20 protein-coding genes are annotated in these 16,987 nt (G+C 65.2%); 11 read left to right on the top strand and 9 right to left on the bottom strand.

Annotated features, from left to right (window positions below; all coding sequences use genetic code 11):
• Positions 1-8 precede the first annotated feature (8 nt).
• Positions 9-803: an ArsR/SmtB family transcription factor gene (locus tag ON44_RS32265; RefSeq protein ID WP_040697258.1), complete on the bottom strand. Its 795-nt coding sequence runs from the start codon at positions 801-803 to the stop codon at positions 9-11.
• Positions 804-962: 159 nt separating this feature from the next.
• Between ON44_RS32265 and ON44_RS32270 the strand changes: the two genes are divergently transcribed.
• The 3 genes from ON44_RS32270 to ON44_RS32280 are packed head-to-tail and all read left to right on the top strand — an operon-like array spanning position 963 to position 2,981.
• On the top strand, positions 963-1,889 hold the full coding sequence (locus tag ON44_RS32270) for an ABC transporter ATP-binding protein (protein WP_040697318.1): 927 nt from the start codon (positions 963-965) through the stop codon (positions 1,887-1,889).
• Positions 1,886-2,737: an ABC transporter permease gene (locus ON44_RS32275; protein ID WP_040697261.1), complete on the top strand. Its 852-nt coding sequence runs from the start codon at positions 1,886-1,888 to the stop codon at positions 2,735-2,737. The genes ON44_RS32270 and ON44_RS32275 overlap by 4 nt, the downstream gene beginning before the upstream one ends.
• Positions 2,727-2,981 (top strand): helix-turn-helix transcriptional regulator, encoded by a 255-nt coding sequence (locus ON44_RS32280; RefSeq protein ID WP_085998661.1) that lies wholly within the window; start codon positions 2,727-2,729, stop codon positions 2,979-2,981. The genes ON44_RS32275 and ON44_RS32280 overlap by 11 nt, the downstream gene beginning before the upstream one ends.
• Before the next feature lie 18 nt (positions 2,982-2,999).
• On the opposite strand, the gene ON44_RS51700 is transcribed toward ON44_RS32280, so the two are convergent.
• Positions 3,000-3,140 carry a hypothetical protein gene (locus tag ON44_RS51700; RefSeq protein ID WP_174415189.1) on the bottom strand — a complete coding sequence of 47 codons (141 nt, stop codon included), beginning with the start codon at positions 3,138-3,140 and terminating at the stop codon, positions 3,000-3,002.
• 52 nt (positions 3,141-3,192) lie between these two features.
• On the bottom strand, positions 3,193-4,074 hold the full coding sequence (locus ON44_RS32285) for an NAD(P)-dependent oxidoreductase (protein ID WP_040697264.1): 882 nt from the start codon (positions 4,072-4,074) through the stop codon (positions 3,193-3,195).
• Between the two features lie 180 nt (positions 4,075-4,254).
• On the opposite strand from ON44_RS32285, the gene ON44_RS32290 reads away from it, so the two are divergent.
• Positions 4,255-4,605, top strand: a complete 351-nt coding sequence (locus ON44_RS32290; RefSeq protein WP_040697266.1) for a winged helix-turn-helix transcriptional regulator — start codon at positions 4,255-4,257, stop codon at positions 4,603-4,605.
• A gap of 7 nt (positions 4,606-4,612) precedes the next feature.
• On the opposite strand, the gene ON44_RS32295 is transcribed toward ON44_RS32290, so the two are convergent.
• Positions 4,613-5,728: a glycerate kinase gene (locus ON44_RS32295; protein ID WP_040697269.1), complete on the bottom strand. Its 1,116-nt coding sequence runs from the start codon at positions 5,726-5,728 to the stop codon at positions 4,613-4,615.
• A gap of 56 nt (positions 5,729-5,784) precedes the next feature.
• Positions 5,785-7,383 carry an alpha/beta hydrolase gene (locus ON44_RS32300; protein WP_040697272.1) on the bottom strand — a complete coding sequence of 533 codons (1,599 nt, stop codon included), beginning with the start codon at positions 7,381-7,383 and terminating at the stop codon, positions 5,785-5,787.
• A gap of 149 nt (positions 7,384-7,532) precedes the next feature.
• Between ON44_RS32300 and ON44_RS32305 the strand changes: the two genes are divergently transcribed.
• Positions 7,533-7,844, top strand: a complete 312-nt coding sequence (locus ON44_RS32305; RefSeq protein ID WP_040697274.1) for a GNAT family N-acetyltransferase — start codon at positions 7,533-7,535, stop codon at positions 7,842-7,844.
• A 1-nt stretch (position 7,845) separates the two neighbouring features.
• Here ON44_RS32305 and ON44_RS32310 read toward each other — a convergent pair whose 3' ends face one another.
• The gene (locus tag ON44_RS32310) at positions 7,846-8,607 is read right to left on the bottom strand and encodes a lysophospholipid acyltransferase family protein (protein ID WP_040697277.1); all 762 of its coding nucleotides are present in this window, start codon (positions 8,605-8,607) and stop codon (positions 7,846-7,848) included.
• A gap of 290 nt (positions 8,608-8,897) precedes the next feature.
• Between ON44_RS32310 and ON44_RS32315 the strand changes: the two genes are divergently transcribed.
• The 3 genes from ON44_RS32315 (at position 8,898) to ON44_RS32325 (ending at position 10,818) form a co-directional block, all read left to right on the top strand.
• On the top strand, positions 8,898-9,542 hold the full coding sequence (locus ON44_RS32315; RefSeq protein WP_040697278.1) for a YqgE/AlgH family protein: 645 nt from the start codon (positions 8,898-8,900) through the stop codon (positions 9,540-9,542).
• A 62-nt stretch (positions 9,543-9,604) separates the two neighbouring features.
• Positions 9,605-10,114 (top strand): sigma-70 family RNA polymerase sigma factor, encoded by a 510-nt coding sequence (locus ON44_RS32320; protein ID WP_040697280.1) that lies wholly within the window; start codon positions 9,605-9,607, stop codon positions 10,112-10,114.
• Positions 10,111-10,818: an anti-sigma factor family protein gene (locus tag ON44_RS32325; protein WP_040697283.1), complete on the top strand. Its 708-nt coding sequence runs from the start codon at positions 10,111-10,113 to the stop codon at positions 10,816-10,818. Before ON44_RS32320 ends, ON44_RS32325 begins: the two co-directional genes overlap by 4 nt.
• A 53-nt stretch (positions 10,819-10,871) precedes the next feature.
• On the opposite strand, the gene ON44_RS32330 is transcribed toward ON44_RS32325, so the two are convergent.
• The 3 genes from ON44_RS32330 to ON44_RS32340 form a co-directional block, all read right to left on the bottom strand.
• A complete protein-coding gene (locus ON44_RS32330; RefSeq protein WP_040697286.1) occupies positions 10,872-11,648 on the bottom strand; it encodes an ABC transporter permease in 777 nt (258 codons plus the stop codon).
• A complete protein-coding gene (locus ON44_RS32335) occupies positions 11,645-12,622 on the bottom strand; it encodes a daunorubicin resistance protein DrrA family ABC transporter ATP-binding protein (RefSeq protein ID WP_040697290.1) in 978 nt (325 codons plus the stop codon). The genes ON44_RS32330 and ON44_RS32335 overlap by 4 nt, the downstream gene beginning before the upstream one ends.
• Positions 12,623-12,741: 119 nt before the next feature.
• Complete coding sequence (locus tag ON44_RS32340; RefSeq protein WP_040697293.1) at positions 12,742-13,257, bottom strand: EXLDI protein; 516 nt, start codon at positions 13,255-13,257, stop codon at positions 12,742-12,744.
• Between the two features lie 201 nt (positions 13,258-13,458).
• Between ON44_RS32340 and ON44_RS32345 the strand changes: the two genes are divergently transcribed.
• The 3 genes from ON44_RS32345 to ON44_RS32355 are packed head-to-tail and all read left to right on the top strand — an operon-like array spanning position 13,459 to position 16,859.
• Complete coding sequence (locus tag ON44_RS32345; RefSeq protein WP_040697295.1) at positions 13,459-15,135, top strand: thiamine pyrophosphate-binding protein; 1,677 nt, start codon at positions 13,459-13,461, stop codon at positions 15,133-15,135.
• The gene (locus ON44_RS32350; protein WP_040697298.1) at positions 15,132-15,791 is read left to right on the top strand and encodes an SRPBCC family protein; all 660 of its coding nucleotides are present in this window, start codon (positions 15,132-15,134) and stop codon (positions 15,789-15,791) included. The genes ON44_RS32345 and ON44_RS32350 overlap by 4 nt, the downstream gene beginning before the upstream one ends.
• Before the next feature lie 9 nt (positions 15,792-15,800).
• Positions 15,801-16,859 (top strand): 3-oxoacyl-ACP synthase III family protein, encoded by a 1,059-nt coding sequence (locus tag ON44_RS32355; protein ID WP_174415191.1) that lies wholly within the window; start codon positions 15,801-15,803, stop codon positions 16,857-16,859.
• Positions 16,860-16,987 lie beyond the last annotated feature (128 nt).

The following is a 16,987-nucleotide window of genomic DNA, read 5'->3' on the forward strand; positions in this document are numbered from 1 at the left end:
TCTGGTTACTACGCCACCGGTTCCGGCAGGGACTCGCCCGTCTCCAGCAGGGTCTTGAGGCTGGACAAAATACTCGGCCAACCACCGCTGATTCCGGCCAGGACAGCGCTCCCCGGCTCGAAACCGTCGTGGATGACAGTCAGTTTCACGGTTTCGCCCTGGGGTTCGATTTCGAAGGTCACCTTCGAGCGGGGCTCGCGCGCCCAGGCCGCCACGTCTTCCGGATTCATTTCGAAGGTGGCGGCGAAGGCGGGATCGAAGGTGTGCCAGGTGTAGGAGAGCCGGGTGTACGGATCCGACTCCAGGACAACCTGTTCCGGATCCTTGCTGGTCCAATCCCGTTGGTGCCAAACCATTTCCGAGCCGGGCTGCCAATCGGTGTCGAAGCCGGCGCCCCAGTAGCGGTTGGTGAAGGCCGGGTCGGTAAGGGCTTGCCAGAGCCGCTCCGGCGTCGTCTTGATGTAGGTGGTGTAGACGAATGCGTTGTCACTCATGGAATTTGCCTCCAAAGCCTGTTTCAGGTCGGCCAGCGCGTGGACGCGGGCACGGTCGTAGCGGGTGATCCAGCGGTCGGCGATGGCGTTGATGGGTTCGGCGTTGAGGTAGTGCAGTTTTTCGCGACCGCTGCGGCGGGTGGTGATCAAGTTGGCGGACTCCAGGACCGCGAGGTGCTTGCTCACCGATTGGCGGGCCATATCCAGTTCGGCGCACAGTTCGCGCAGGGTCTGGCCGTTACGCGCGTTGAGGCTGTCGAGCAGCCTTCGGCGGCTCGGATCGGCGAGCGCTCGAAATACCTCGTCCATGCCACCTTCTCCCAAATAAGCAGCCATTTAGCTGCGCATTCCAAGATAGGCAGCCATTTAGCTGCATGTCAACCGCAACGCAGGCAAGAAATAGCATTGTCGCTCCGCAATGTAGTAGATATGCTACGGATCATCCCGATCTCACAACGGGAGGATGAGATGACCATGGGTAATGGCGTCGCGCTCGACGTCGAAAAATTGCGGATGCGGTACGGCACGACCGACGTCCTGCACGACGTGACGTTCCAAGCCCGGCCGGGCGAAGTGCTGGTGCTCCTCGGTCCGAACGGCGCGGGCAAGACCACGACCATCGAAATTCTGGAGGGCTTCCGCATGCGCTCCGCGGGCCGCGTCGAAGTGCTCGGTACGGATCCGGCGCACGGCAACGAAGCCTGGCGGGCCCGCTTGGGCGTCGTCCTGCAGTCGTGGCGCGACCACGCCAAATGGCGTGTACGCGAACTACTTTCGCACCTCGGCTCCTATTACGCGCCGTACCGCACGGATAAGATCCACCGGCCTTGGGACACAGACGAACTCATTGCCGCCGTCGGTCTCACCGAACAGGCCAACAGCAAGATCGGATCGCTGTCCGGCGGGCAGCGCCGTCGCATGGATGTCGCGATCGGCATCGTCGGCCGCCCGGAGCTGCTATTCCTCGACGAACCGACCGCGGGCTTCGACCCACAGGCCCGCCGCGAATTCCATGACCTGGTCCATCAACTCGCCGACGACCGGACCACCATCCTGCTCACCACGCACGACCTCGACGAGGCCGAAAAACTCGCCGACCGCATCATGATCCTGGCCGGTGGCCGGATCATCGCCGACGGCTCGGCCGACGAACTGTCGCGCCGGATCGCGGGCGAGGCCGAAGTCCGTTGGACCCACGACGGACAACGATTCGTGCACACCACCGCCGAGTCGACCAAGTTCGTCTACGAGCTGTTCAAACAGCACGGCGACGAGATCGGCGAACTCGAGGTGCGCCGCGCCTCGCTCGAGGACACGTATATGGCGCTGGTTCAGCAATACGAGTCCGGCCGGCTCGAAACCGAGGTTCATTCCCTGGAGGAGGTCGCGCGATGAATCCGATCGATGCCGCCGTACGGGCCGGAACCCGGCGCGGACTGATCGAAGTACGGCAATCGCTCACCAATGTGCAGGACCTGTGGGGCATGCTCTTCTGGCCGGTCGCCATGGTCATCGTGCTGTTCTTCATGCGCAACGCAACCTTCGAGGCGAGCGGTTTCGCACTCGGTTCGCTGGCCCTGCCGAGCATCCTCGGCATGCTCGTCGCCTTCAACGGCATGTTCGGGATTGCCCAGATGCTGACCTTGGAACGCGAAGACGGAACACTGTTGCGCGCCAAGGCGACTCCGAACGGCATGGTCGGCTATCTGATCGGCAAGATCGTCACGACCGCGGGCTGGGTGGTCATCCCGTTCCTGATCGTGCTCATTCCGGGGCTGTTCCTGGTCGACGGCACGGCAATGGGCAGCGTCGGTTCCTGGCTGGGTCTGATCGGTGTCGTCGCACTCGGCATGCTCGCGACGATGCCGGTCGGCGCGGTACTCGGATCGCTGTTCAGCAACCCGCGCAATATCGGGTTCGTCTCGCTGCCGATCATGGGCATCGTCGCGATCTCCGGCGTCTTCTACCCGATCACCTCGATGCCGGGCTGGCTGCAGGGCGTTGCGCAGCTGTTCCCCGTCTACTGGGTCGGGCTCGGCATGCGTTCGGCGATGTTGCCGGGCGATGCGGTCGCCATCGAACTCGGTCATTCCTGGCGACATCTGGAAACCATTGCTGTGCTGGGTGTCTGGGCGGTGGCCGGACTACTGCTCGCGCCGATCGTGCTGCGTAGGATGGCACGTCGCGAGTCCGGGTCGAACGTGGCGGCGCGCCGCGAGAAGGCGATTCAGCGTGCCTACTGAGGTCATCTACAACCGCATCGCCATGTTGCGGGCCGAGCGCGGCATCTCCCGGCGGGAGCTTGCCGAGGCGCTCGGCGTGCACTATCAGACGATCGGCTACCTCGAGCGCGGCGAATACAGCCCGAGCCTGCACCTGGCGTTGCGGATCGCGGCGTATTTCGAAGTGGCGGTGGAGGTCGTATTCGCCGTCAACCCGTTCCCGCGCCTCGGCTCGGACGAATCGGCCAGGGCCGCTCGGGATTAGACCATCGCGATTCGACACTTACAGCGCCACAGTCGATTCGACGGGCGCGACCCCAATGGCCGGGACGGTATCGAGCACGGCCGCCAGGTAGTAGCGGGTTCCGGCGCCGATTTCGAGCACGGCGGCGCCGTCGAGCACAGGATCGTCGACCGCGGCCACCGTCGCGCGAATCCTTGGGTTCGACGGACGCCGACGGCGGGCGCGCACCGTGTCACGAACGGTCGCCGAGCAGCAACGCGTACGTGGACACCGCCTCGCCCTTCTGCTCGCTGGCCGCAACGGCCCTGCGCCAGAAGGCCTGTGCAGTGTGCGAGAACGTCGCGTCGACGCCGACTTCCTCGCTGGCGTCGATGATGTGCTGTGCACCCGCGTCCATCATTTTGAGACTGGCCAGGGTTGCCCAGCCGCCGTTCTGATTGGCGACCGAATGCTGCTCCATGAAGTAGGGGAATGCGGCGTTCGAGCGAATGGCGAACGGGATGAATTCGGCGACGCTGTGGCCGGAACGCTCGATGACTGCGGTCGCCTGGTCGAAAGCCAGCAGCCAAGGATGGAAGATGGTCAGCAGCGCCTGGTAGAAGACCTGTGCGAGACCGTCATCCGCACCGAGATATTCCTGCGGGCTCAGCGGCCGCAGCAGTTCGGCGTGTGCATCGAAGACCTGTTTCGGGCCGCTGTAGAAGATGTACGACGCCGGGTGGACGATATTGTCGCCCGCCGACATGACGCCGCCGGAGATGAACTCCGCACCGTGATCGCGGACCCATGCCGCACCCTTGCGCGCCTTTTCCGGCGAATCCGAGGACAGATTCGCGATCACCTTGCCCTTCAAATGCTCGGTCGCCGGACCGAGTACGTCGTACATGGCGGCATAGTGGGTGAGGCTCAACACGGTCACCGCATTGGCGTCCAGCGCCTCGGCGACCGTCGCGGCCCGCTTCGCGCCGAGTTCGACCATGGCGTCGGCCTTTTCGGTGCTGCGATTCCAGACCGTCACCTCGATACCGGCGTCCAGGAAGGCCCGGACCATGGCCTGCCCCATCGGCCCCAGGCCGACGACGGAGACGGAGCCAGCGGTGGTGTGCTCGGACATGTTGTGCCCCTTCGGTTCTCGTTCGATCGGTTTTCGGCTGGCCCTTTCGAGCGACCTGCAAGCAGTCGCTACGGCCAGGAACCCATGGTCGTTGTCGCAGGTAGGGTCGGGAAGACCGAACGTTGAGGTGTGGTTGCTTACCTCGAGGTTCGAAATCAGGTCAGAAGGAGTGCGGTGGGCATGAGCAGTGACGCGGATCACAATGTGTGCGGAATGTCGGTGGCAATCGACGTCGTCGGCGGCAAATGGAAGCTGCACCTGATGTGGGTGCTCGCCGCAGGCCCGCAGCGTTTCGGTCAGATCCGCAAGCTGCTCACCGGCGTCAGCGAAAAGGTGCTCGCGGAGAATCTGCGCCACCTGGAGGCCGGCGGTGTTGTGCACCGCGAGGTCTTCCCCGAGGTTCCGCCGCGCGTCGAATACTCCCTCACCCCACTCGGCGAAGAACTCGAAGTCGCCCTACGCCCGCTCGAAGCCTGGGGCGATAAGCACCGCGACGAACTGCTCGGCAATCTGCTCGCCGCCGCAGGTTAAGCGCATTTCACAGGTTGTCGACACCTATTTGTTCGCCGACACGAGCGAGTAGCTGTGCCGCATCGGCGATGGAACGGGCGGGGTCCGGCTCCAGGTCGGCCAGGGTGTAGCAGGCGGTGAAGCCCGCGGCTCGGATCTCGTTGGGCGTCAATTGCGTTCGACCGACGGCGGCAACCACCGGGACCGCCGCCTTGCGCGCGGCCTCGCAGACACCGATCGGGGCCTTGCCGTGCAAGCTCTGGATATCGAGAGCGCCCTCGCCGGTGACTACCAGCGTGGCTCCATCGAGAAGTGTTGGGAAATCGAGGAGTTCGAGTACGACCTCGATACCGCTACGAACCTGCGCGCCGAGCACCGCGAGTGCGCCGAACCCGGTGCCGCCCGCTGCACCCGCGCCGGGTACCTCGGCGAACTCCGGTGCGACGACGGCGGCCCAATTCGTCAGTGCCGCTTCGAGAATCGGCAAATCCGACGGTGTCGCACCCTTCTGTGGCGCATATACCGCGACCGCGCCGGTCGGGCCGAGTAGCGGGTTGTCGACATCGCAGGCCAGGGTGAAGCTCACCGTCGCGATCCGTGGATGCAATCCGGTGCGATCCAATCGCGTAGCCCGTGCCAAAGTCGCTCCGCCTGTGGACAATTCAGCGCCGTCCGCATCCAGGATCCGGGCACCGAGGGCCCGCAGCATACCCGCCCCACCATCGGTGGAAGCGCTGCCGCCCAAGCCGAGGACGATATCGGTTGCCCCTCGATCCAGCGCGTGTGCGATGACGACACCGAGCCCATAGGTGTGCGCGCCGAGCGGATCGGGTTGCCCCCCTGGCAGTTTCGTCAGGCCGACCGCAGCTGCCAATTCGATCACGGCCGTGGTTCCATACACCGCATAGGCGGCGGTGTCGGGCGCTCCCGTCGGCCCCGGCGCATCGACCTCGATCCGCTCCCAGCCCGCGGCCACGAATGCGTCGACGGTTCCGTCACCACCGTCCGCGACCGGCACCCGGCAGATCTGCGCATCCGGACGGGCGCGCGTGATGCCCGCGGCCAGGGCAGCCGCCACCTCGGGCGCGGTCAGCGAACCCTTGTACTTGTCCGGGGCGATCACCACCCGGGGCGCGGATGTCATCCCCACATTGTCAGGGGTGGTGCCGATAGGCGCACGTCGGGGAATGTGCGGCACCCCTACCCCAACGGCGCCTGGTCGGCGTGGTCGATGGTGACCTGACCGGTCCGCAGATACGTCATCACGGCATCGTCGACGACGGTGTTGCCGCGACCGAATGCGCCGTGGTCGCCGCCCTCGACCGTGATCAGCGATCCGCCGAGCGCCTGTGCCATGGCCGGGCCGCCCGCGTAGGCAGTCAGCGCATCCCAGCGGCTCTGCAGCAGTAGCGGGCGGGTGTGCAGATCCGTTCCGGTGATCGGCACCGGCTTGGTCACCGGTTTCCAACTGCCGCAGGCGGTTCCGGAACGGACCAGATCGGCGCGGGCGTCCATGGCATTGCCGCCGGTGGCGATGGTGGCGATGGCCGAGCCGATCAGCTCGGAGCGGCCGGGCACATTGTTCTCGTTGCAGGTGATGGCCGAGAAGACGAAGCGTCCGGTGGGATCGGTGCTGGTCGCACCCTCGATGGCGAGTAGCTGGCGGACGTTCTTCGGATCGATGTTGGCCTCGGCCATCGCCCTGGCGAAGGTCGGCCAGAAGGTGCGGGTGTAGGTGGCGACCGCGGTCGCACCGACCAGCGGCACCTGTGCGGACGCGCCGCCGGTGACCAGCAGACGCACCAGATTCTGCACCTTGCCCGCTTGCTCGACACTGTCGTTGAAACCGTCGCGGGCGATTTCGGCGAGCGGTTCGGGCAGCGCGCCGGGCAGGTCGGCGACGCTCGCGGGTGGCGGGGTCAGGTTGGCGTACCAGCCGCCGCCCTGGTCGGCGACCAGCCGCACCCAGTTCTGGTAGACCTGCAGCGCGGTATCACCGAGCCCGTAGTCGCCGCTGTGTTCGGCGATCCAGGCGAACAGGTCGTCGAGCCGCTGCTTGCCCGCGACCTGCTGTTGCGCGAATTCCTCGGTCCACACCCAATCGGGATTGACGTTGGAGTCCAACACCATTCGATCCACCCGGCTCGGGAACAACGACGCGTACACCGCGCCTAGATAGGTGCCGTATGACGTACCGAGATAACTGATCCGATCCACGCCGAGCGCGGCGCGCACCTCGTCCAGATCGCGGGCCGTGCTCTCGGTGGTGATGCTGTCGAGGTAGCCGGGCAACGCCGCGTCGCAGGCCTTCTTGATATCGTCGCGATTACCGCCGCCCATCGAAACTTGTTCGCCCTCAGCCGATTTCGACGCCGCACTGATGGTCTGCGAATCGCAGCGCAGCGGGGTGGCCCAGCGCAGTCCGCGCGGCTGCACCGCTATCCGGTCGTAATGCTCGTTGAGTTCGGCAGGCATCGAATCGATCCGACGAGCCCAGTAGTCGAGGGCATCCGCGCCCGGTCCGCCCGGATTCGCGGCAATGACGCCGTGACGCTCCCCGGTTGCGGCGATCCGGCTGACGGTGAGTTCGATACGCGCGCCGCCGGGGTCGGCGTAATTCATCGGCACGGAGATCACCGCGCACCGCACACCGCGCCCCTCGGTGACCGACGAGTCCGGGCAGGCGCCGAAGGATGCCGCGGGTGCGGCCTCGGCCCAACCCGTCACGATCGATCCGCTGATCAGGCTCGCGGCGGCGACAGCGACCAGCGCTCGTGGAAAACCTGGCGTCCTCATCATGTTTCGTACCTCCGCCGGCCCATCGCTGATTCGGCGCGACCATCAGCATTCTGGTCAGCCGGGCACCGGTAGACAAGTCGAGCGGGCGATCGGGTGCGATTGGTATTGCGGTGCACAGCCATCCACACCCACCGGAGTAGCGTCGAGCCATGTCGACTGAGGTCCGCAACAACTTCGCGCTGGAACGCTTCGAGATCTACGTCGACGGTGCCATCGCTGGCTACGCCGAATATCAGGACACCGCCGCCGAACGGGCCTTCATCCACACCGAGATCGACCCCGGGTACGAAGGCCGGGGATGCGGCCGGGTACTGGTGCAGGCGGCATTGAACGCCTCACGTCAGGAGGGTTTCGGCATTCTGCCGATGTGCCCGATGGTGCGTCACGTCGTCGAGTCGAGGCCGGAGTACATCGCGATGGTTCCGCAGTGGGCCCGCCAGAAGCTCGGCCTGCCGCTGTAGGTCAGTACGCGGCGACGGCTCCGTCGAGTGCCAGCTGTAGATCCGTGCGGACCAGCCGGGCGATTTCCGCGGGTTTGGTCGGCAGTTCGGTGATCGGCACCCCGAAATAGAAGCTCGCGGCCTTGGCCTCCTCCTTGGTGACCGGCACGCTGGGATCGGGTCGCGGCCCATAGCTCAAACCCAGGCTGAGCAGCACCGGCTGCGCACCCAACTTCATCGCGCGGAATGCGATGTGGCCGATCCCGCTGCCCACCGGCTGCACCTCGGTGTGGTCGACCTCGTTGCAGGTGCCCTCCGGAAAGACCGCGATGCCGTCACCATTTGCCATCCGCTCCGCGCAGATATCCATCATCCGCTGCCCGGCCGCATTCACCGCCCGCAGGCCGTGGTCCTTACCGCGGAATACCGGGATCCCGCCCATCATGTCGATCTTGCGGCGCTGGTCGGGATCGAGGAACAACTCGTCCTTGGCCAGTACCCGCACCCGTCCGATCACCCGGCGCAGTTCGCTGCGCCAGGCCGCCGCGGCGACGGTGTACGGGTCGGATTCGGAGAGGTGGTTGAGCGCGACGAGCAACGGCCTGCGCTGGCGAATCACCTGGTGCAGCAGCTTTTGCGCACCCTCGGCATAGGTGACGCGCGGATGGTATCGACGTCCGAGAATGGCGTAGGCCCCCCATGCCTTCAGCCGGTTCTGCCGGTGGTCGCGATAGAAGTCGTACACAGTGTCAGCGTTGTCGAGGAGGACCTCGGGCCGTTCCATTGCCACACCCTAACCGGTCTGTTTCGCGAGTGATCGAGGTGCCGCTAGCGACTGCTCGAGGTCGCTCGAAAGGGGCCGCTAGCGACTGCTTGCAGGTCGCTCGAAAGGGGCCGCTAGCGACTGCTTGCAGGTCGCTCGAAAGGGGCCGCTAGCGACTGCTTGCAGGTCGCTCGAAAGGGGCCGCTAGCGACTGCTTGCAGGTCGCTCGAAAGGGTCAGCCGGCCGCCGGTCCGAGAATCCGCCACGCCGCTTGACCGACGAACCACCCTCGCCAGTGCGATGATGTCGGTGTGGCACGCGGAGATGACCCGGACGATCGGAAAACTCGCGGCGGACACGGTGACCGCAAGCGACGCGATTTCCGGCAGGGTGAGCAGGTGGTTCGCGCAGGCACCCTGTTGGTGTCGGCGACCGAACTGGTCGAGCCGACCTTCCGGCGCACCGTCGTGTACATCATCGAACACAACGAGGCGGGCAGCCTCGGCGTCGTACTCAACCGTCCGAGCGATACCGCGGTGCACGACGTGCTGCCGCGCTGGTCCGAGGCGGCCGCCGCGCCGCGCACGCTCTTCATCGGCGGCCCGGTCAAACGGGACGCCGCGCTGTGTCTGGGCACCATCCGGGTCGGCGCGTCGATCGCGGGCGTCCGTGGACTGCGCCGCATCGATGGCCGCGTGGTGCTCGTCGATCTCGACGCCGACCCGGATCAGATCACCCCGCTGATCGAGGGTCTGCGGATCTTCGCGGGCTATGCGGGCTGGACCTTCGGTCAACTCGAGGGCGAACTGCAGAACAACGACTGGATCGTCCTTTCGGCGCTGCCCTCGGATCCGATCAGTACCGGCCGCCCCGACCTGTGGGCCCACGTGCTGCGCCGCCAGCCATTGCCCCTATCGCTCCTCGCGACGCATCCGATCGAACTAGAACGTAATTGACATGTCGGCGCGCATTGAACCTTTTGGCCCTCCTGATTCGTGGGATGAGCGGGAGGTGACAAATGCCCGAAGAACAAGCCGAGCTCATGCGGGTTCTGTATCAGGAACATGCTTCGGCGCTATGGCGATACACGCTCGGTTTGGTTCGCGATCCAGGTCGGGCCGAGGACATCGTGCAAGAGACGTTGTTGCGGGCGTGGCAGCGCCCGAATGTGCTCGATCAATCGACGACATCGGCGCGGGCGTGGTTGTTCACGGTCGCGCGCAATCTCGCCGTGGATGAGCACCGCAGCGCCCGCAATCGGCGCGAATTCCGCACCGACAGCCCGCCGGAGCAGGCGGCACCGGATCAGGCCGACCGGGCCCTGGACGGCTGGCTGGTCGCGGACGCATTGAGCAGACTCAGCGCCGATCATCGCGAGGTGATCGTGCGGGCCTACTATCGAGGACTTTCCACCCACCAGATCGCCGCGGAGCTCGACATCCCGGCGGGCACGGTGAAATCTCGCATGCACTACGGCATGCGTGCGCTACGGCTGGCACTACAGGAGATGGGGGTGACGAATCAATGACGGACATCGCCGACGACTACTCGACGTGGGATGCACCGTACATCCTCGGCTCCCTGTCCCGCGCCGAACGGCGGGAGTACGAAGAGCATCTGGCGGGCTGCCCGGTTTGCCGGGCGGCGGTAGCCGATCTCGCCGGACTCCCGGGTCTGCTCTCCATGGTCGATCCCGACACCGCGTTCGCCATGATCGAGCCGCCGGAAAAGACTGCGGCCGAGGCGGATCCCCCCGCACAGCTGCTGCCCCGGCTCGCCGATGCGGCCGAGAGGCGTAGGCGGCGCAGCCGGTGGGCGGCCGTCGGCGCAGCGGTCGCGTCGGCTGCCGCGGCGGTGGCCATCGCGGTTCCGGTGGTCACCGCGGTCACCGCGGCGAATAAGCCGAGCGCCGAACAGGTTGTGGCCGAACGCAGTATGGAACCGATCACACCGAATCCGGTGACGGCCAGCTTCAAGGTCTTGCAGGCCGATGGAAAGACCCGGATCGTGATGACCTGCAGCTATGGACCGAGCGATCAGAAGTACGACTGGGATCTCGACCTGTACGTCATCGGCACCGATGGCAGCCAGGCCAAACTCGACCGGTGGCCCGCCGGACCCGGCACCGAGCTGACGATCGACCGGACCATCGACAAGGCGCCGGATCAGATCCAGGCGGTGCAGATCCGGAAGGCGGCGAGCGGCGAGACGCTGCTGTCCGGCACGGTCTGACATGTTTCGATCCCCCCGCCGAATTCGGTGGGGGGATCGAAGCTTTCGGTGACTCAGCGCTGGGCCTGCTTGCGGAAGACGGAGGTCGACCAGAAGTATCCGACCAGCCCCAGACCGACACACCAGGCGATGGAGATGATGCCGTTATTGCCGATCTCCGTGCCCATGAGCAGGCCGCGGATGGTTTCGGTGAGCGGGGTGAACGGCTGGTACTCGGCGAACTGACGCATCACTACCGGCATGGTGTCGGTGCCGACCAGGCCGCTGCCGAGGAACGGCAGCATGATGAGCGGGAAGGGCATATTGCTCGCGCTCTCCGGACTCGACGCGACCAAACCCATACCGACCGCGAGCCAGGTGAGTGCGAAGACGAGCATGGCGAGCAGTCCGAACGCGGCGATCCACTCGACGATATTCGCCGACGGCCGGAAACCGACGAGCACCGCGACACCGACCATGGCGGCGATGCCGAGCAGGGCCTGGATCAATGCGCCGACCACATGTCCGGCGAGTATCGAGGACTGCGAAATCGCCATGGTGCGGAATCGATTCACAATGCCCTTGGTGGTGTCGGTGCAGACCGACACCGCCACACCCGCGGTCATATACGCCGGGATCATCAACAGCATGCCCGGGGTCAGGTAGTCGATGTAGTTACCGCCGGACGACTTCTCCAGTGCGCCACCGAAAACGAAGTTGAAGGTGAGCAGCAGGATGATCGGCATGAGGATGATGCTGAAGGTCATGCTCGGGTACCGCTTCGCATGAAGCAGGCTGCGCCGCAACATCGTTTTCGAGTCGGCGAGCGCGTAGGTCATCGTGCTGCTCATCGCACGGTCTCCTTTTCGGCGGTGGGATGTCCGGTGAGGGTGAGGAATACGTCATCGAGGGTGGGGGTGTGCACCGAGAGTCCGGCGACCTCGATCTGCTCGTAATCGAGCCGGTCGAGTACCGCTCGCAGCGACTTGACGCCGCCGTCGCTGGGGACCGCGAGGGTGAATTCCTCCTCGGCCGCGTCATCGACGACGCGCGCCTCCGGTCCTAATGCCGTTGCCGCGGCGGCCAATCCGAGCTGATCGGCAAATTCCAGTCGGATATGTCCGCCGGGTATGCGCCGCTTCAATTCGGCGGCCGTGCCCTCGGCGACGATCCGGCCGTGGTCGAGTACCGCGATCCGGTCGGCCAATTGATCGGCCTCCTCCAGGTACTGGGTGGTGAGGAAGACGGTCACGCTGTAGTCGTCGACCAGTGTGCGGATCATTTCCCAGATCGCCCGCCTACTGCGCGGATCCAGACCGGTGGTCGGTTCGTCCAGGAAGATGATGCGCGGATCGCCGACCAGCGTCATGGCCAGATCCAGCCGGCGCACCATTCCGCCGGAGTAGGTGGCCGCGGTCTTGTCACCGGCCTCGACCAGGTCGAAGCGCTCCAGCAGTTCGGCGGCCAGGCGCTTGCTCTCGCGGCGCGGCAGATGGTGCAGATCACCCATCAGGACCAGGTTTTCGCGACCGGTCAGCAATTCGTCGACCGCGGAGAACTGGCCGGTGACACCGATCGCGGTGCGCACGGCATCGGGTTCGGTGACCAGATCGTGGCCGTCGACGCGGATCTCACCCGCATCGGGGCGCAGCAGCGTGGTGAGAATCTGCACGGTGGTGGTCTTGCCCGCACCGTTCGGGCCGAGGAGGGAGAAGATCGTGCCCTCCTGGACCGTGATGTCGATGCCGTCGAGCACCACGTGCTCACCGAACGATTTACGCAGGCCCAGCGCCGAAATGGCGGGGGCGCGATGACCGTTGGTCATGGTCTTCCTTTCGAGGGATTTTCATAAATTAATGCGAATGACAGCATGTTTCAGCCGCACCGCGCCCGGAGTCCGGTGCGGCGTTATGAGAGGTGGTATTCGGCTGGTAGCGGGTTCTACTAGATGTCGAGTTCCTCGACCGGCGGACGGTCGGCGATCTGGGCCACTCGCTCGTAGAGCTTGTCCGGAATCTTTCCCTTCAATTCGCCGAGCGAATCGACGATCTCAAAAATGAAGTCACCCCAGTCCTGATCACCGACGCCGAGCATGCGACGCCAGTTCGTCAGATCCTTGACCCAGTTGGTGCTCTGCGGGTATTCGTCCCAGTTCGAATACTGGGCATGCATGACGAATTTGCCCTTCCGACTGCGATACACCCGGACGTGTTCCATGCGCTCTTCGTTCACGTCGCGGTGCTCGCCGAGCAGGGCACCGGAGAAGCGGACCTGACGCACACCGTTGTGGCCGACCCGCAGCACTACCTCGTCGTAGCCCTCCAGCCTGCCCTCTTCCAGCTCGATGAACCGCCGCAGTGCGGTGGTCACCGCCCCCGAAAGGTTGCCGCCGACCAGCTCCTGCGCACGCTGGAACAGTGGCAGGTCGTCATCGGCAACGTAGATCGTTTTGTTGGGCATGAACTCACTATACGTAGATGTATACGTACACGCAAGATGTGGGGGCTCACAAGAATCTCCCGAGCACATCGTGCGCGGAATACATCGTGCGCGAGGGATTGAACCGCCGAGCAGTCCACCTCGTAGTTCACGTGTACGCAATTCGTGACCGCGCCCGTGCTCGCCTCAGGCGCGCGGCCGGTCACTGCGAGAGGAGGGCCGATGACGAGCAGGGTCGTAGATTATCTGGTTCGAGCGGTTTCAACCCTGGGGGTGCGGCACATCTTCGGTGTCGACGGCGCGAATATCGAGGATCTATACGACGCGCTATTCGATGCGCCCTACGACGTCACGGGAATCGTTGCCAAGCACGAGTTTTCGGCCGCGACCATGGCCGACGGCTATGCCCGCTCGACCGGCAGGCTCGGCGTCGTCGCCGCCACCTCCGGCGGCGGCGCGATGAATCTCGTTGCCGGACTTGCCGAATCGTTCGCATCCCGGGTGCCGGTGTTGGCGCTGGTCGGGCAGCCACCGACCGCCCTGGAGGGCAACGGCGCATTCCAGGACTCCAGCGGGCTCGCGGGCACCATCGACGCGGCCCGGATGTTCGGCGAGATCACCCAGTACTGCGCACGGGTGGAGACCGCCGCCGACCTGCCCGAAAAGTTGTCCAGGGCGGTCGACGCCGCCCGGCGCGGCGGCCCCGCGGTCCTGTTGCTGCCCAAGGATGTACAGCAGAGCGATATCGGCGATAGCCCGCCGTTCCGGCCGACACCGCCGACGCATCGGCGCGATGAAAGCGGCCTGGCTCGGGTGCGCGCCGCGCTGACCGCGGCACGCAGGGTCGGCAAGATCGTGATCATCGCGGGCGACCAAATCGCGCGCGACGACGCCCGCCCCGAACTCGCTCGGCTGGCACGCGCATTGGATGCGTCGGTGGGGGTCGCCCCGGATGCGAAGGACACCTACGACAATGCCGACCCGGCGTTCTGCGGTGTTGCCGGGAGTATGGGACATCCGGAGTTGTCGGCGGCACTGCGCTCGGCGACCCTGTGCCTGATCGTCGGCACACCGATGCCGATTACCGCGCGCACCGGGTTGGACGAGCTGTTGGCCGACCGCACCGTCGCGCATATCGGTGTCGCCGCACCGTATCTGTCCGCGATCCACGCCACCAGCACGGATCTCGCGCGGGATCTGGCCGAACTCGCGGATGAATTCACCGACGGCATCGAAGAGAGTCATCCGTATCCTCCGCATGCGCTGACGCCCTTGCGGGTGCCCGAGTCGACCGGTCCCGGTCTGCGCTACCGCGAATTGGTCGAGACGATCGAGGCTTTATTGCCCGAGGGCACGGACGTTTTCGCGGATGCGGGCAATACCGGGGCCGCGGTGGTGCACCATTTGAGGGTGCCGCGCGGCGGCCGATTCGTGGTCGCGCTCGGCATGGGCGGGATGGGCTACGCGTTCGGCGCCGCAATAGGTTCCGCATTCGCACGCCATCGTGGGCCGTCCGGAACAAGACACACCGTCGTCGTCGCAGGTGACGGCGCGTTCTACATGCACGGCATGGAGTTGCACACCGCGATCGAACATCAGCTGCCGGTCACCTTCATCGTGCTCAACAACAACGCGCACGCCATGTGTGTCACTCGCGAACAGCTCTATTACCAAGATCGCTACAGCTTCAACCGATTTCGGCCCACACAACTGGGAGCCGGCATCGATGCCATGTTCCCTGAACTGTCTGCCTACTCCGTCCGTACTACCGCAGACCTGGCCATCGCACTGGGGCGATGCGTCGAATCCGAAGGGCCGGCGTTCATCTCGATCGACGTCGACCCCGACGAAGTTCCACCCTTCATCCCGTTTCTCGCGACATTGGAGAAGAAGCCGTGACAACAAGCGCCCTCCCCGCCCTCAGCGACATTCCGGAAGACGTAGTCCCCGGCGTGCTGCGGATCGAGAACTCAGATAAGGACGCAACCACTCCGATCATCATGGACATGCTGCGGTCGGTGTATCCGCACGACCAGATCTTCGGCGAATACTGTCCGGTGCAGGCGTATATCGCCGCGCCGCCGGATGAGGTGTGGGAATACCTGGCCGATACCCGCAGCCTGGAGGAGTGGACCTATAGCCTGCGCGGCTTCGTCGAGACCGAGGAACCGGGTCTGTGGCTGGCCTGGGACCGGCTCGGCCCGGGAACCAAGATCTTCACCCGCACCGTCGCGCACCGCGAGGGCATGACCGTCGACTACCACTGCGCCTGGGATCAGAGCCAGCACCTGTGGATGATCTACCTGCTGCGGGTGATCGATGCCCAGGTGGTGTTCAACAAGCCGGGTTCGGTGGTGCTGTGGGTGAACTGCCACCACCCGTTCTACGACGAAAACCCCTATCCCGAAACGGCTCCCGAGAAGCGGCCGGTATGGGTGGGCGACTTCTGGGAGATGTTCTCCGCCGGGCACCAGCTCGAGATGGACAACCTCAAGGCGATCTGCGAATACCGTGCGGCAAACGGTCTTCCGATCAAGCCCGACTGGATGAAGTGAGGCCGCACCATGAACTCGAACTCCGAAGCCCCCGCCAACCCGGGCGCCCCAGGACTGCCGACGGTCAGCCTTGTCGATGTGGCGAGCTATCTGCCGGGTGAGCCGGTCGGCACCGAATACTTCACGCAGTACAGCCGGTCCGATCGGATGGCCAAGAACGTCATGTTCCGCTCGCCCAAGGCGCGCCACCATGTGGCCAGGGACGAGACCGCGGTGGATATGGTCGAGCGCGCCGTCGCACCGCTGATCGAACGCCATGGCGCACAGGCGATCACGGATATCGATGTGCTGATCACGCACACCCAGCTGCCGGACAATCCGGTGATGGGCTGTGGACCCGAGACAGCCCGCCGCCTCGGGATGAAGCCCCGCTTCGTCTACGACGTGCACAACGGCGGCTGTGCGGCCTTCGTGCACATGATGGCGATGGCCAGGATGATCCTGCAGACGACCGACGCTCGCACCGCGCTCATCGCGGCCACCCAGAACTGCGCGGGCCCGGTGTTCACCCAGACCGAAATCCGCAAACTCGCCCAGGCACCGGTGCCCGGCGACGCCTGCGGTGTCGGACTGCTGGTCAAGGACGATTCCGCGCCGATCCTGGATATCGAATGCCGCACCTATCCCGAATTCGCCGGGGATATGGAGTTCTCGACCAATGGTGAGCGCAAGTACTGGGAGCCGGGCGACGGGCAGGGCTGCGTCAGTTTCACCGAATCGAAGATCACCAAGGTGTTCGCACGCGGCAATCGGCTGGTACCTGAGGTGGCATTGGCGGTGTGCGATCGGATCGGGGTGAAGGGCCGCGATATCGACACCTTCATCACCAATCAGCCGAACCGGCTGTTCCTGCGCAACTGGCACGATGCGCTGGAACTGCCGCCGGAGCGGCATCCGGACACCTTCGAGCAGTGCGGAAATCTGTTCGCCGCAGGCATTCCGGTCACGCTCGATACCGAGAATCGGGCCGGTCGGCTACGCAACGGCTCGGTGGTGCTGTTGTCGGCGTTCGCACACGCCGGTGATTTCGCCGGTGCCGCGGCCGTGCGCTGGGGTGCGGCCAGATGAGCGTGCGGGTGGCCGATGAATCTCGGCCCTCGCAACAGCACCGAAGTCAGCGGACGCAGGCTCGGTTCGATCTCAGCCTGAGCGAAAATCCGTTCCCCCCACTGCCTTCGGTACTTATCGCGGTGAAC

Origin of the sequence: Nocardia vinacea NBRC 16497 (assembly GCF_000308835.1) — a bacterium.
GTDB classification, from domain to species: domain Bacteria; phylum Actinomycetota; class Actinomycetes; order Mycobacteriales; family Mycobacteriaceae; genus Nocardia; species Nocardia vinacea.

Bases quoted from the DNA above. Each gene is read 5' to 3' on its own strand.
- ON44_RS32265 (WP_040697258.1), bottom strand. From the start codon at position 803: ATGGACGAGGTATTTCGAGCGCTCGCCGATCCGAGCCGCCGAAGGCTG.
- ON44_RS32270 (WP_040697318.1), top strand. From the start codon at position 963: ATGACCATGGGTAATGGCGTCGCGCTCGACGTCGAAAAATTGCGGATG.
- ON44_RS32275 (WP_040697261.1), top strand. From the start codon at position 1,886: ATGAATCCGATCGATGCCGCCGTACGGGCCGGAACCCGGCGCGGACTG.
- ON44_RS32285 (WP_040697264.1), bottom strand. From the start codon at position 4,074: ATGTCCGAGCACACCACCGCTGGCTCCGTCTCCGTCGTCGGCCTGGGG.
- ON44_RS32290 (WP_040697266.1), top strand. From the start codon at position 4,255: ATGAGCAGTGACGCGGATCACAATGTGTGCGGAATGTCGGTGGCAATC.
- ON44_RS32295 (WP_040697269.1), bottom strand. From the start codon at position 5,728: ATGACATCCGCGCCCCGGGTGGTGATCGCCCCGGACAAGTACAAGGGT.
- ON44_RS32300 (WP_040697272.1), bottom strand. From the start codon at position 7,383: ATGATGAGGACGCCAGGTTTTCCACGAGCGCTGGTCGCTGTCGCCGCC.
- ON44_RS32305 (WP_040697274.1), top strand. From the start codon at position 7,533: ATGTCGACTGAGGTCCGCAACAACTTCGCGCTGGAACGCTTCGAGATC.
- ON44_RS32310 (WP_040697277.1), bottom strand. From the start codon at position 8,607: ATGGAACGGCCCGAGGTCCTCCTCGACAACGCTGACACTGTGTACGAC.
- ON44_RS32320 (WP_040697280.1), top strand. From the start codon at position 9,605: ATGCCCGAAGAACAAGCCGAGCTCATGCGGGTTCTGTATCAGGAACAT.
- ON44_RS32325 (WP_040697283.1), top strand. From the start codon at position 10,111: ATGACGGACATCGCCGACGACTACTCGACGTGGGATGCACCGTACATC.
- ON44_RS32330 (WP_040697286.1), bottom strand. From the start codon at position 11,648: ATGAGCAGCACGATGACCTACGCGCTCGCCGACTCGAAAACGATGTTG.
- ON44_RS32335 (WP_040697290.1), bottom strand. From the start codon at position 12,622: ATGACCAACGGTCATCGCGCCCCCGCCATTTCGGCGCTGGGCCTGCGT.
- ON44_RS32340 (WP_040697293.1), bottom strand. From the start codon at position 13,257: ATGCCCAACAAAACGATCTACGTTGCCGATGACGACCTGCCACTGTTC.
- ON44_RS32345 (WP_040697295.1), top strand. From the start codon at position 13,459: ATGACGAGCAGGGTCGTAGATTATCTGGTTCGAGCGGTTTCAACCCTG.
- ON44_RS32355 (WP_174415191.1), top strand. From the start codon at position 15,801: ATGAACTCGAACTCCGAAGCCCCCGCCAACCCGGGCGCCCCAGGACTG.